This window comes from Trichocoleus sp. ST-U1, assembly GCF_039961835.1.
In the GTDB taxonomy this organism is placed as follows: domain Bacteria; phylum Cyanobacteriota; class Cyanobacteriia; order Cyanobacteriales; family FACHB-T130; genus FACHB-T130.
Map to the genome: position 1 here is coordinate 25,402 of NZ_JAMPJZ010000036.1, position 14,905 is coordinate 40,306.

At 45.0% G+C, this 14,905-nt stretch carries 9 protein-coding genes; all 9 read left to right on the forward strand.

From position 1 onward, the window contains the following. Positions 1–332 precede the first annotated feature (332 nt). Positions 333–1,685, forward strand: coding sequence for a UDP-N-acetylmuramoyl-tripeptide--D-alanyl-D-alanine ligase (gene murF / locus NDA06_RS14520; protein WP_190532245.1), 1,353 nt, complete (start codon positions 333–335; stop codon positions 1,683–1,685). Positions 1,686–1,758: 73 nt separating this feature from the next. Further along, positions 1,759–2,334, forward strand: a complete 576-nt coding sequence (locus NDA06_RS14525; RefSeq protein ID WP_190532122.1) for a 3'-5' exonuclease — start codon at positions 1,759–1,761, stop codon at positions 2,332–2,334. A gap of 481 nt (positions 2,335–2,815) precedes the next feature. After that, positions 2,816–3,820 carry a BMP family protein gene (locus NDA06_RS14530; protein WP_190532120.1) on the forward strand — a complete coding sequence of 335 codons (1,005 nt, stop codon included), beginning with the start codon at positions 2,816–2,818 and terminating at the stop codon, positions 3,818–3,820. A 78-nt stretch (positions 3,821–3,898) separates the two neighbouring features. Then, positions 3,899–7,486 carry a PAS domain S-box protein gene (locus NDA06_RS14535; protein ID WP_190986368.1) on the forward strand — a complete coding sequence of 1,196 codons (3,588 nt, stop codon included), beginning with the start codon at positions 3,899–3,901 and terminating at the stop codon, positions 7,484–7,486. A 237-nt stretch (positions 7,487–7,723) separates the two neighbouring features. Continuing rightward, positions 7,724–9,982 carry a PAS domain S-box protein gene (locus NDA06_RS14540; RefSeq protein ID WP_348251758.1) on the forward strand — a complete coding sequence of 753 codons (2,259 nt, stop codon included), beginning with the start codon at positions 7,724–7,726 and terminating at the stop codon, positions 9,980–9,982. Between the two features lie 122 nt (positions 9,983–10,104). After that, positions 10,105–12,330 carry a DUF4139 domain-containing protein gene (locus NDA06_RS14545; RefSeq protein WP_190986366.1) on the forward strand — a complete coding sequence of 742 codons (2,226 nt, stop codon included), beginning with the start codon at positions 10,105–10,107 and terminating at the stop codon, positions 12,328–12,330. A 57-nt stretch (positions 12,331–12,387) separates the two neighbouring features. After that, positions 12,388–12,957, forward strand: a complete 570-nt coding sequence (locus NDA06_RS14550; protein WP_190986365.1) for a DUF6193 family natural product biosynthesis protein — start codon at positions 12,388–12,390, stop codon at positions 12,955–12,957. Between the two features lie 13 nt (positions 12,958–12,970). After that, entirely contained in the window at positions 12,971–13,228 is a 258-nt protein-coding gene (locus NDA06_RS14555) for a hypothetical protein (RefSeq protein ID WP_190986364.1), read from the forward strand. A 29-nt stretch (positions 13,229–13,257) separates the two neighbouring features. Then, on the forward strand, positions 13,258–14,856 hold the full coding sequence (locus NDA06_RS14560; RefSeq protein ID WP_190986363.1) for a mucoidy inhibitor MuiA family protein: 1,599 nt from the start codon (positions 13,258–13,260) through the stop codon (positions 14,854–14,856). The last annotated feature ends 49 nt before the right edge of the window (positions 14,857–14,905 follow it).

Sequence of the window (14,905 nt, forward strand, 5' to 3'; positions counted from 1 at the left end):
AGACGCTTGAATCGATGCACCCTAAATATCACCCTGATAAGGGGGCTATTTTCTATACTCCTATAATCGGAGAAAGATTACCCCAAATAGAGCATATCTTGGTTGATTCTTCAAATGGTTCCGCAAATATGCGGCAAAATTGTGAAGTTTCGATGAAGTAGAAATACGGATGCCGCAGAGCATCAATTATTCACTTCGCGCATCTACCTCTAAAGTAGTGGGACAAGATAGCGGATTATGTGATGGAAATCACTGCTCAAAATGCATCTTTTGTTCTAACGCTTTGCGTAGTGCATGATAAGGATGAATCTTCTTGAATGAACATAAGCCTCATGCCTTGTCACGTCCTCCTCTCTCAAATAGCCCAAATCATAGGGGCGAAACCAATCAATCTATCTGACGCCGAATTAGCAAGATATGTTGCAGGAATTACAACTGACACCCGTAGTCTGAAGCCGGGGGAAATTTTTGTGGCACTACGGGGAGACAAGTTTGACGGGCATGAGTTTGTGGAAACGGCTCTAGAAAAAGGAGCGATCGCAGCCATTACTGACCACCCATTGTCGGGATCTCTTCCACATTTGTGCCTAGAAGACACCTTGAAAGCATATCAGATGATCGCTCATTGGTGGCGCTTGCAGTTCGATATCCCTGTAATCGGTATAACTGGCTCGGTAGGTAAAACCACTACCAAAGAATTAATTGCAGCAGTTTTGTCAACAAAGGGCGACATTCTTAAAACTCAGGCTAACTACAACAACGAAATTGGTGTTCCCAAAACACTATTAGAACTTTCACCAATGCATAACTATGCTGTTATTGAAATGGCAATGCGTGCTAGGGGTGAAATTGCCCTATTAACACAAATTGCACAACCTTCTGTAGCGGTAATTACGAATGTGGGAACCGCGCATATCGGGCGGTTGGGTTCGGAGGAAGCGATCGCCCAAGCGAAATGCGAATTACTCGCGGAAATGCCTTCCAATAGCATCGCTGTTCTGAATCACGACAACCGCTTGTTAATGGAAACTGCGGCAACAGTTTGGCAAGGGCAAACCATTACCTACGGCTTGGAAGGGGGAGATTTACGCGGGGAATTGATTGATAACGAGACATTGTGCGTCGAAGGGGTGCATCTGCCGTTACCGCTACCGGGGCGTCATAATGCATCTAATTTTCTGGCAGCCTTGGCAGTAGCTAAAGTTCTCCAGGTTGACTGGAAATCGTTAACCGCCGGTTTGTCGGTAAATCTCCCATCTGGGAGGGCGCAGCGCTACGATTTGCCCAACGATGTTGCCATTTTGGATGAAACCTACAATGCTGGGCTAGAGTCAATGCTGGCGGCACTGCAATTGTTGGCACAAACGCCAGGAAAAAGGCATATTGCGGTTCTGGGGACGATGAAGGAATTGGGAGAGCGATCGCCCCAATTCCACTTTGCAGTTGGAGAAGCGGCGCGGCGGTTGAATCTAGACGCTTTGCTGGTGTTGGTAGATGACAAAGAAGCCGAAGCGATCGCTCTGGGTGCTGCCCCTTTACCTGCTGAGTGCTTTTCGACGCATCAGGCTGTGGTAGAGCGTTTGAAAGAAATGGTGCAAGAAGGCGATCGCATCCTTTTCAAAGCCTCCCATTCAGTAGCCTTAAGCCGAGTTGTCAATCAACTTCGCACCGAATTAACTGACTAATTATTTCAAATTCCCAATACCCCGTAGAGGCACCTCTACGGGGTGTCCACACCAAACAAGAAGTCACCCCAAAATGGCTAAGAAATTAGACCAAATCCTTGTGGTTGATATTGAATCAACTTGCTGGCAAGGAAATCCACCCGCTGGGCAAGAAAACGAAATCATCGAAATTGGGATTTGTCCAATTGATATCGCTACGGGAGATCGCTTGGAAAAAGAAAGTATCCTCGTGAAACCCGAACGTTCCCAAGTTAGTCAATTTTGCACCAATCTAACCACATTAACTCAAGCACAAGTTAATCTAGGAATTTCTTTTGAATCAGCCTGTTCAATTTTAAAGAAAAAATATTTATCAAAAGATAGAGTTTGGGCAAGCTACGGCGACTACGACCGAAAACAATTTGAAAAACAATGCCAATCTCGCCATATCAGTTATCCTTTCGGAAACCGACATATAAATATCAAAACTCTTTTTGGGATTATTCATGCCATGCCAAATGAAATTGGCATGGATATGGCATTAGAATTACTGAATCTTCCCCTTGAAGGAACTCACCATAGAGGAGGAGATGATGCTTGGAATATAGCCGGTATTTTATCGATATTAATATTACAAAAAAGAATAAATTTAACACTAGGTGCAAGTTGAAAACTTAAACTCACCCATTCGTTATGCCCGCGGAAACACCAACACCCACATTACTTCCATCGATTCTCTTAGGTTCAGCAGAGGCTGATAGCGAGTTGCACTTCTTTGAGCTTAGCTTGGAAGTATCTGAAGTTTAGCATCACAAAAGTTAAATAGTATTAGTATAAGTTAGCTGAAAATAAAATTGGGGCAACAACCTGTGGGGAAATATTATCAATAGCTGCAATAATACTCATCTTGTTCCCCATAAAATATTTTTTTTATATTTATCAATAAAAAAAAACGCAAATATAATGAACGCTTTTTAGAGAGGATATTGCCTGCTGTCCCCAGGTAGACCAATTAAGTGAAAGTAGATAGAATCTAGAAGCAAAATTATTTTAGTGTCTTAGTAGTCCTGAGTCCTTAGTCAAGAGGTAGTAGGTAATCAGCGATCGTTCTTACCAACTACCCACCACCCACGATCCACTACCCACTATCCATGAGCAAGAAAACTATTTGCCTAGTTTTAACTTTGTTTTTGGTGGCCTGCGGTGCAACCGGAAGCAAGATTACACCTACACCTGAGGCTGGAAAAGCCGGGACTTTTAAAGTAGCGATGCTTTTTCCTGGCCCTATAAATGACAAAGGTTGGAATCAATCAGGTTACGAAGGGCTGAAATTAATTGAAAAAGAACTTGGGGCTGAGGTGGCTTATAGTGCTAGCGTTCCTGAAGCTGATGGTGAGAAACTTTTTCGTCAATATGCCCAAAAAAGTTTTGATTTCCTCATCAGTCATGGTGATGAATATCGCGACGCCGCCGAAACAGTTGCCAAAGATTTTCCCCGCACTAAATTTGCCCTCATGAGCAGTTATGCCGGTAACAATAAAAACGTGGGTGCTTTGGCATTTCGGAGTGGGGAAGTGGGTTATCTAACTGGGGTCGTTGCCGGACTCAAAACCAAAACTAAAAAAGTTGCCTTTATTGGCGGTCAAGCATATCCAGTGATGGAAGAAGAGGCTATCTTATTTAAACGGGGTGTCCGGGCAACGAAACTGGACAGTACAGTTTCTATCAAGTGGCTTAACAGTTGGTCAGATGCAGACAAAGCTAGAAAAATTGCCCAAGAGCAAGTAGCAGCGGGAACTGACGTTTTAGTCGTTGATGCCGATAGAGCCAATATAGGTGTTATTAAAGTAGCTGCCCAAAGTAAGGGCGTTTACGTTATCAGCTGGAGACATGCCACCAATGAGATTGAAAATCAGCACAAACTGGCTCCAAAGACGATTGTTACCAGCGTTATCCAGCAGGTGCCTATGTTAATGCTGGAGGGAGCAACTTTGGTACAACAGGGGCGATGGGAAGGCAAGCAATACAAGTTTGGGCTGCTAGAGGAAGTCCAAGATTTAGCTCCTTTTTACGGCTCGTTAACTCCAGAGCAAGAAGCTTTCGTCGCTTCTGTTAAGCAAGAGATCGTCACTGGCAAAATAGATGTTTCACCCTAGAGGCAATTTACATCGCTTCTGTAGGGGCTTTAAACAATTGCGAATCAGCGGGTGCAACTTTCTGAGCTAGGAGGCACGATGAACAAAAGAAATCGCAACAGTGCTTCGCATCAAGCTAATACAGGTATAAATTTACCTTTATCTTGGCTTTCTTCAATTGCAAATCAGCTGAGATACGGCCTGGTCTTGCTAGTCGTTTCAACACTATTGCTCACTTCTGGAATTTTAATCTATCTAAGCTTTCAAGCTCAATTGCAACAAGTAGAAATTGTCCAACAAGAGCGTAGTCATGCGGCTGCTGGGGAAATCAATGCTTACTTGGATGACTTGCAGCGGAAACTAAGCTATTTAGCGAGAGTGCAAGGATTGACCGATCTTTCGCCTGAGATTCAAGATAGATTTCTGGAAGCGTTAACCCGCCACAATAGTGCTTATGAAACAGTGGCAATTTTTAATGATAAGGGTAACATTGTTTCTTCCTCTTCGCCTTATGGTAAAGCAATTTTCTATCAAGAAGAAGCTTCTACATCATTTTTACAAGCTTTTAGACAACAGGAAGATTTTGTCAGCCCCGTTAGAATTGACCCTAAGACTCACTTGCAGACGGTCATCTTAGCTGTGCCCATTCGCAATCAACAGGATGAAATTAATGGCGTTTTAATGGCTTGGATCAATTTAAAGTTTCTCTGGAATGTTCTCTCTCACACCAAAGTAGGGAAGACGGGTTATGCTTATGCGATCGATAATCGCAATTATTTAATTGCTGAGAAAGGAAAATCTCCTGAAAATTTTAATCTGAAAGACCTCTCAGACTACCCATTCATCCAAAAATTAACTAAATTAAATGGTGCAAAACGGCTGACTACTTATCAAGGTTTGCGAGGTGTTGAGGTAGTGGGAGCCATTTCTACCATCCGTACTGGGCGCTGGAAGGTGGTGGTAGAACTACCCACCGTTGAAGCCTACGCTCCGGTGCGAAAAATGCTTTTGGTGATGGGGATAGCATTGAGCGTGGCGATGCTAGTGGCAATTGAGCTGGGTTGGTTCTTCTCCCGGCAAATTGTATTACCTTTGCAGCGTTTAACAAAAGCAGCAGCCCAAATTAGTGGGGGAAATCTAGATACGGAAGTCACAGTTAGACAAGGCAATGAATTGGGGGTATTAGCGACCACTTTTAATGAAATGACGTCTCAATTGCGGGGACTCATTAAAGATTTGAGGAAGGAGCGAAATTTTGTTTCTGCAATCCTTGATACGGCTGGTGCTTTAGTGGTAGTTCTCGATTGCCAAGGACGAATCATCCGTTTTAATCGAGCTTGCGAGAAAACAACTCAATATTCATTTGAAGAAGTCAAGAACAAATATTTCTGGGATTTATTTATAATTCCGGAGGAATTGGAACCCGTCAAAACTATCTTTAAAGCTCTTCAATCAGGGGAATTTCCTAAGACTAATGAAAACTACTGGGTAACGAAAGATGGAAGCCGAAGACCGATTGCTTGGTCGAATACGGTTCTCGTCGATGCGGATAGCTCAGTTAATTACATTATCAGTATTGGGATAGATATCACCGAACGAAAACGAGCGGAAGAGGCTCTGACGCGAAGTGAGGAACTATACCGCACGCTTGCAAGAAACTTTCCGAACGGCGCAGTTTTCTTATTCGATCAAGACCTCCGTTACACGATTGCTGAAGGTGCAGGATTAGCTGCGATTGGTCTTTCTAAAGAGTTGTTAGAAGGAAAGATGCTTTGGGAGACATTACCTCGTGAAACTTGTGAATTGTTAGAGCCGACTTATCGGGCGGCGCTGGCAGGAAAAGGCACTGTTATTGAAGTTCCTTACAATAATTCGTCTGATAGCGATCGCGCTGCTTCCAGGATCTATCTTTTGCACGCACTTCCCGTCAAAAATGAGGGCGGAGAAATTTTTGCGGCAATGGTGATGACGCAAGACATTACCGATTGGAAGCAAGCAGAGGAGAAACTACGCCAAGAAAGAGACTTTAACACCACGATTGTCCAAACTTCTCCAGCTTTTTTTGTGGCTATCAATCCGGATGGCACCGTCAGGATGATGAATGACGCAATGCTTCACGCTCTTGGTTATACCTTTGAGGAGGTTTTAGGAACTGATTATCTTTCAACTTTTATTCCCCAAAGCGATCGCGCAATCGTTTCTGAAGTCTTTGAGCATGTCATCCAACTACAGCAACTGCCTCAAAGGCACAACTACGTGCTTACCAAACAAGGCGAAAAACTGCTAGTAGAATGGCACGGAAAGTCGGTTGCGAAAGAAAATGGGGAACTTGACTTTTTCTTTGGGTTAGGAATTGATATTACCGAGCGCCAGCGTGCAGAAGAGGCGCTGTTACTCTCGGCGGAGCGCGATCGCTTGTCGGGCGCGATGGCACTCCGGATTCGACAATCACTCGATATTCAGCAAATTCTAGATACTACTGTGATAGAAGTCCGAAATTTTCTGTTAGCAGATCGGGTTTTTATCAGTCGTATTTATAGCAATTTTGAGGTGGTTGCGGAATCGGTCGCTCCCCCTTGGCGACCTGTTTTGGGATGGAGTCCCACAGATGAAGAACATATGCAACAAATCAGAGCGATGTTTGAGAATAAAACTATCCACGTTGTCAAAGATACTTCTCAAATAGAGCTTTCTTCAGCCATTTCTCAAGATTTTTCCAATTATCATATCAAAGCTTATCTGGCTGTACCGATTCTTCTGAATGACGAGCCGTGGGGAATCTTGATGGTCGATCAATGTACAACCCCGCGTGACTGGAAACAATTGGAAATTGATTTGCTTTCATCGCTGTCAACTCAAGTGACAATCGCCATTCAGCAAGCAAAACTCTATCAACAAGTACAGGATCTCAATGCTAGTTTGGAACGTCAAGTTGAGACGCGCACTGCCCAACTCATTCAAAAAATGGAGGAACTCAAAGAGCTGAACGAACTCAAAGATGAGTTTCTTCATGCAGTTTCTCACGATCTTCGCACCCCGATTATGGGAATGTCCTTGGTAGTGAATAACTTGTTGAATAAGCCAGGAGACACGATTCCCATTCCTCGCTCAATTTTAGAGCGGATGATCCAGAGTAGCGATCGCCAACTGGGTTTAATCAACTCTCTCCTCGAAGCGCATTCCAGCGAAGTTCGCGGCGTTGTCCTCCAATATGAGTTTGTAGAATTGAGTACGTTGATTCAAGCGATCGCAGAAGACTTAGAACCGCTGCTATCAAAACATCAAGCGTCGCTGATAAATCGAGTTCCCGACGATTTACCGGGCGTGACAGCCGATCCATTGCAGCTAAGACGAGTTTTTGAAAATCTGCTGACTAATGCTCTGAACCATAACCCACCCGGACTTCGCATCACCTTGGAAGCCACCATAGAAGAAGAGATGATTCATTGCACCGTTGCTGATAACGGGATCGGGATGACTCCAGAAGCGTGCGATCGTCTTTTCGATCGTTATGTTCGAGGAAACCGCGCCCGTTCTGCTGGCATCGGTCTAGGGTTATATCTTTGTCGGCAAATCATCACCGCTCATGGGGGACAAATTGGTGCCATTAGCGCCCCCAGAACTGGAGCAACTTTCTGGTTCACATTACCTTTAGCAACCTCACCAGAGGCAGAAAAAGCTGGTTAGTTCATCGTCATTATTGCGTTACCACTGACTAATGACCGATCGCTAAAAATCACCCAATCGGGTGAGTCACCTGCACGAAGGCGATCGCCAGTGCTTATTGTAACTTGGAATAAGACTGAATAATACTGAAAATGAAGGGTGAGTGCAATGTTGAAAAAGAAATTCTTGGCTCAGAGAACTCAATCACGTGCTGCTCATCAATCAGTTTTTCAGTGTCATCCCATATCTAGGAAGGACATGGTTTCTGATTTAAATTATTTACAAGCTTTACGGGCTTGCTGTCGAGATGAAGCAGCTTTTGAACAGTTAAAGCTGCTCCTGAATTTGGAGGAAGAAAGTGTTGAAGAAATAGTCAGCCAAACTCAAACACAAGTCGATTCAGATTTTCAGTTCCCAACTGTCACCCATTCCTGGGAAAATCTTTTACCCGCAGAAATTTCCCTGGCACAAAGTGACTCAACACTTGAAAAAGTGGCAGCAAATAAGCTGGGAATTATTTTTCAGCTTCTCAATTGTGATGATTCTCGCTGGTTACTATTTGCCCATTCCGGTTGCCAAGAATTCTTAGAATTAGCATCTTATTCAGCTTATACAGACCCACCTCTGCTATGGAAACTGATCCATCCAGACGATCGGGAAGCTTATGAACAATCATTAGTTATTTCGGCAGCGAATCTTCAACCTTGGATATGGGAAGGTCGTGTGATTACCAAATCGGGCAACCTCAAGTGGATGCAAACTGCGGCTCGACCTATTTTGCAAGGAAATAATGACATTTATTGGAATGGTTTACTGATAGATATTACCGAGCGCAAGACTCGCGAAGAGGCACTCTTGCTTTCGGAAGAAAAGTTTTCTATAGCGTTTCGTTATAGCCCTGATGCTATGAGTATTACAACCCTCAATGAGGGGCGTTATATTGATGTCAATGATAGCTATCTCCGCCTTAGTAATTATAAAAAAGAAGAAGTTATTGGTTGTACCTCACTTGAAATCAATGCCTGGGTGAATCCAGAAGATCGCATGAGGATGCAACAGATGTTGCGGGAACAGGGAGCGATTCACAACCAGGAATTTGAGTTTCGCAAGAAGTCTGGCGAGGTAGGAATCTATTTATTTTCAGCAGAAATTGTCAACATTAATGGCGAATCATGCTTAGTTTCTGTAAGGAGCGATATTACTGAGAACAAAGCTGCTGAAGCTTTGGCTCGCGCCACCGCAGAACGCGATCGCTTGCTCTACGAGATTGCCTTGCGGATTAGGCGCTCGCTCGATTTGAATGAAATTCTCAACACCACAGTTGAAGAAGTTAGGCAGTTTTTGCACGCGGATCGCGTGTTTATTAGTTACTTTGATGAAAAGGGGCAAGGTACAACCGTTGCAGAGTCAGTAGATCCTAATTTTCCGTCAATTTTAGGTTGGGTTACGGAGAACGTTGCTTACAAAGAAGTTCAACAAATATTTGAACTCGCTCGCATCCGAGTTGTCAACGATACAACAAAAGTAGAAAAATCTGCATTTATCGCTGAATACCACAATCGATATCAAGTCAAAGCTGGCATCGGTGTCCCAATCATGCTAGGAGACAAACTTTATGGCATCTTAATTGCCAATCAATGCTCTGCACCACGGGAGTGGCAGCAGTATGAAATTGACTTGCTCGATCAACTGGGAGTACAGGTAGCGATCGCAATTCAGCAATCTTCTCTCTTCCAACAAGTACAAATGCTGAATGCTAATCTAGAACGCCAAGTAGAAGAACGTACCGCTCAGCTACAGCAGAAAATGCAAGAACTGCAAGAGCTGAACCGGATTAAAGACGTTGTTTTACATACAGTTTCTCACGATCTCCGCACCTCGGTTCAGGGCACTATCATGGTGTTAAATAATCTGCTCGGTTCGCCAGAAGAAAAAGTGACCATTCCTCGCTCTCTTGTAGAGCGAATGATCCAAGGCAACGAACGCCATCTGAGCATGATTAAATCATTAATCGAAACCAATACTAACGAAAATAGAGGGATTGTTCTTCAGCGAGAGTTACTTCAATTAAATACATTGGTTCCGGCGATTCTCCGAGACTTGCAACCCATGCTGGCGGAAAATCAAGCAACTATCAAAAATATGATGGCGGCAAATTTACCGTTAGTCATGGTCGATCCGTATCAGAGTCAGCGGGTTTTTGAAAACCTATTCACCTATGCTTTAAAACAAAATCCGCCTGGATTGAAATTGACTCTAAAAGCTAAAGTTGATAAGCAGATGATTCGCTTTACCATTGAGGATAATGGTAGAGGAATGAGTCAGCTTGAGTGCGATCGCTTATTCAATCTCTTCGTCCGCGATCCTCAAGCTCGCTGCTCGACTAACATCGGGTTAAAATTGTATCTCTGTCGGCAAATTATTACCGCTCACGGCGGAGAAATTGGAGTGACAAGTCGCCCGAATCGCGGCTCTACTTTCTGGTTTACCTTCCCTTTGGCAACAGCGGAAAGTTAAAACTGCAAAATTAAAAAGTTTAAAGTCTATCTTTTATTTTTAAATTTTTCATAGAGTTACTTGCGATCGCTTCTTCCCCTGTGCCTTACTGGATCTATAGGCAGTAACTCAGCACAAATATCATGGCAATGCAAGAACTGGCTTCTCGGATTGACACAGTTAAAGTCTACGCTGCCGGTGCCACCGTGACTCGGATTGCTGAGTTACATCTGAACGTTGGGGAACTGCCCGAACACGTTGAGATACCGGGATTGCCTTTGGCGCTAGATGATAGCAGTGTCCGAGTGAGGGTTGAATCTGTAGAGACGCAAAACCCGTCCCCGATTGCCTCAGATGTTCGCATTGGTTTAGCCGTTCCCCCGCCGCAAGAGACACAGAACCCACCCCCGGAGGAGGAATTGCGTGCAGCGACGGCTGAGGTAAAACGCATTCAGGACGCGATCGCTCTCATCGAAAAAGAAATTGGCGTCCTCAGTAATCTAAAAGTACCCGATCGCCCCAACGCTCAACCTGGGACAGCACCGCCGCCTTCGCCAATGAACGCTAGACTTGCTTTGGCAAACTTCAGCGACGAACAAATCCGCGCCCGAATCCAGGAAAAGCGGGAAAATTTGGAAAAATTGCGTCTAGCGCAGGAATCTCTTGCTGATTTGCAACAAAAGCAGGCGATCGCTTCCACCGCCAGAAATGCTAGACCTAATGAGCTTCGCAAGACGGTCATTGTCCGTTTGAGTTACGAAGAGTTTACTTCCACTACCCCTTTTCTACCAGGAGAAGGGCAAAATTCTCCTCCTTCCCTTGTAGAAACGGGGGAAGACGGGTTAGGTTTTTCACGCTTAGTTATCGAGTATTTCGTCCCCGGTGCGCGTTGGACACCCACCTATGTTTGCCGCCTAAATAGTGCGGAATCTACTGCCAGCATTGCCGTCAGGGCGTTGATTTGTCAGCGCACAGGTGAAGATTGGTCAGGGGTAAGATTGGAACTTTCTACAGCCGAACCGATGAGTTGGTGTGCGTTACCGGAATTGCCCTCCTTGCGGCTAGGACGAGTGCAACCAGCGATCAGAAAATCAGGGTGGCGTCGTCCCCCAATTGGTGCAGAGATTCTTTTTGAGGACTACGATAGCCAGAAACCGACAGCTTTAGCTGCTGTATCGGAGGAAAATGCGATCGCGAATTTCTTATGCGATGCTCCTTCAGTTCCACCCTTACCCGATCTGACGGCGCAGGATCGCTCTGAAATGTACGCTAGTTATGGGATGGCTATGCCAGCAGCAGGGCCTTGTGCAGACTATATAGAGGAATCACTGGCACCGCAAGTAGAATCCCCTTCCCTAGGAGACCGACTAGCGGCTCACAAAGCACTGAAACGGGCGGCAGCTGCCCCACCAGCAGCACCAGAATTTCTCCAGCGTCGAAGGAGGCAGAACCTGGAGGATACTACAGATGAGAATTCTGTAACCGATTTACTTGCATACGGTCTCATGCGAATGGGCGCAGCAGATGACCGAGCAAAGCGCGGTAAATTGTCGATAGAACAACAGCAGGAAATATATTTAGAAATCCTTCAACGTCAGAAAGTTACGGTTACGTTTAATATCATGCAGGTCGTGCAACAGGCTTTTGATAACGCCCAAAAATGCCTGTGGATGATGTTTCCTCCCGGTGGTATCCATGTGAGAGACGTTGCAGGTTCCTTCGACTATGCCTATAGCGCTGATGGACGAATTGATGTCCCCTCAGACGCGCAATTTCACTCCGTCGCCCTAACTAGCAACAGTACAGATGTAGATTTGCGCTACATCGTCGTTCCCCGCGAAGATACCAACGTCTTCCGAATTGCCCAACTCCGCAACCCCCTACAAGCACCGCTACTCACTGGCCCTGCGGATGTCTATGTCGATGGCGAGTACATCTTATCTACAAATATTGCCACAGTTCCACCAAAAGCACAGATGGAATTAGGGCTAGGAGTGGAACAAGCCATCAAAGTTGCTCGAAACACCGTTTATGAAGAAGTTCGTTCCGGCGAAACCATCGTCTCCTTCAACGAACTGCGCCACAAAATTAAAATCGATATTAACAACTATCTACCAAGAGTTGCCAAGATTGAAGTACGAGAAAGACTCCCCATTCCCCAAGAAGGAGCCAAAGTAGATATCCATTGCGATCGCGTCTCGCCACCTTGGGAAAAATACGAACAACAAGAACGTAACTCACCCATCAAAGGCGGCTATCGCTGGCAAGTCGAAGTCCCCGCAAAAGAGAAAACTACCCTATCAGTTGATTACATCATTAAAACTTTTGTAGACAGCGAATTGATTGGGGGAAATCGGCGGGAGTCGTAATTTTAATTGAAGATTTGGGCTTACTAAATATATAGCCTAAAGAGAGTAAGTTGTACCGTGGAAAAATACAATCGGCGGGAGTTTATTGTGTATGGCTCAGCCACCGTTTGCAGCCTCTTGCTACTGAGCGTTAGTGCTAGCAGCAAGCCTTCTCAAGCATCAACCAATCCTATTTCCACAAAAATATCAACGAATGAGTATGTTGAAAATAAATGGCAAGAACTCGAACAGCGGTGGCAAGAAATTTTGCAAAAACACGAGCAGCGGTGGCAATACACAGAGCAAACTTGGGAAAACAATCAAATGCCCCCTATCATCCGAATCCGCATGGTTGAGTCTCACCGTTCTGTGTACGATTTAGTTCATCTTATTCAAACTGCTAGAAAACACTCAGTGCTGAGTCAACTTTATCCGTATACCAGTCATTATTGTTTAGGTTTCAGCAGATATACGGAACCTCCTTTTTGGTATGATTGCCCTGCTGCTGTACCCACAGGAAAGGGGCAGTATGAAGTATTGGCTCCTAGTAATTATCAACAGATTATTGCAATCGTTAATGATGCACCAACAGCAATTAGCTTGATAGTTGAAAATTTGCCGCGTAAATATTCTAATCTTCCTACTTAAATGCAAAAGCTAAATGATATTAAATCCGGTTGATTATTCAGCATTTGCAAAGAACCTCTCCCCGCCATCGCCGATGGCTCCGGTTTCCCTCTCCGTCAACGGAGAGGGGTTAGGGATGAGGTTTCAAATGATGTCATCAAATCCGGTTGATTATTCAGCATTTGCTTTAGCATTCCCTCAGAAACTCTTCCCGCGATCGCCTGCGGCTCCGGTTCCCCTCTCCGTTAACGGAGAGGGGATAGGGGTGAGGTTCCAAACAATGACGATTTAAATAAATTTGATATGAGGAAGTGATAAATTATGCAAGCAATTCAAAAGTCGCCAGAAGTCATTCAAGAATTAACGCTCGATGCACCTGTTTGTGTAGTAACACTCTTAGAAGATAGGGCACAGGTGCGACGAATTGGCAAAATTAATTTAACCCAAGGACTGTGGAGAATTCAAGTCCAGAAAGTTGCCCCAGTTCTTTCAGATAAATCTCTTCGGGCAGAGTTTTGTGAGGAATATCCAGAGGCACGGATTGACGATGTTCGCGTTCGCCGCCAGATGTTGGTTAAGGAAACAGATCGACTAGCCAATGTAGAGATGCAAAATTTCGCGTCTCTACAAGCAGAACTGCGATCGCTACTTAACTCCTTCAACAATATCAGCGAAGACCGCCAGCACCTCGAATCGTGCTTCGAGCGAGTAAACACCATCCTTGCTAAAGGTTTGCAGGAACTCCCCGTGGATGCGATTTGGGGACAAATTGACCCTAAATCCTGGCGAGAGCAAATTTCTACTTTATTTAAACAATTGCGAGATTTCCGATCGGAAATCTTAAGCAGCTATCACACTCAAGAACAACTACACCAGCAAATTCACGACTTAATTGCCAAAGCAGAAGCCTTATCGCGTTCCGATATGGTCTATGTTGCCAACATCGAAGCCGACTTAATGATTCGCCAAGCGGGAGAGTATGCGATCGTTTTCGACTACGTAGTTCCCAATGCCATGTGGCGACCCTGGCACCAAGCACGCCTTCTCCTTGACGAAAAGCCGAGTCTCTCTTTCCGCTTCGATGGCTGCGTCTGGCAACGCACTGGCGAAGATTGGAAAGACGTAGATTTAGTCTTTTCTACCGCTCGCGCATCCTTGGGAACTGAACCACCACTGCTAACAGATGACCCTTTAAATGTTCAAGAAAAATCTCAGCAGATAATCATTCAAGCGAGAGATCAACAAGTTCAGACAGCCGGACTCGGAACCGACACCACCCCCGCCACAGTTGATTTACCCGGTGTTGATGACGGCGGCGAAGTTCGCAACCTACGCAGCCAGACAAAAGCAACGATTCCCTCAGATGGTCGCCCTTACCGCGTTGCCATCTTCTCCTTCGACTCTCCCGCCTCTGTAGAGTATGTCTTGATGCCAGAATTATCCTGTCAAGTCATCCTCAAGAGCGAACAGACAAACACTTCTAAATTCCCGATTCTAGCTGGGCCAGTGGATTTGGTGCGGACTTCTGGCTTTGTCGGTCGCACCTCAGTTCTATTTATCGCGCCTGGAGAGAAATTTGCTTTGGGATGGGGAGCAGATAATGCAATGCGCGTGCAGCGCACCCAAACCCAAAAAAGAAAACAGGATCATCTGACTAAATGGAACACTGTCACAACGACAACAACATTGTTCCTTTCCAATATAGGTGCAGAACAAAGAGCGATTAAAACTACCGAGCGGGTGCCAATTTCGGAGCTAGAGCAAGTGAAAGTAGAGGTAATCTCCGCTCAAACCACAAATCGCGTGCAACTGGATGAAAACGGCTTTTGCACCTGGAATTTTACCCTCGAACCTTACTCTCAACTCCAGGCATCCTTGGTCTACCAAGTTTCAGCCGCACCGGAAGTACAAGGCATCTAGGGCTTTGCTCCCATGAATTTAGGCGCTATGACGGGGGAACTTTTGGGTG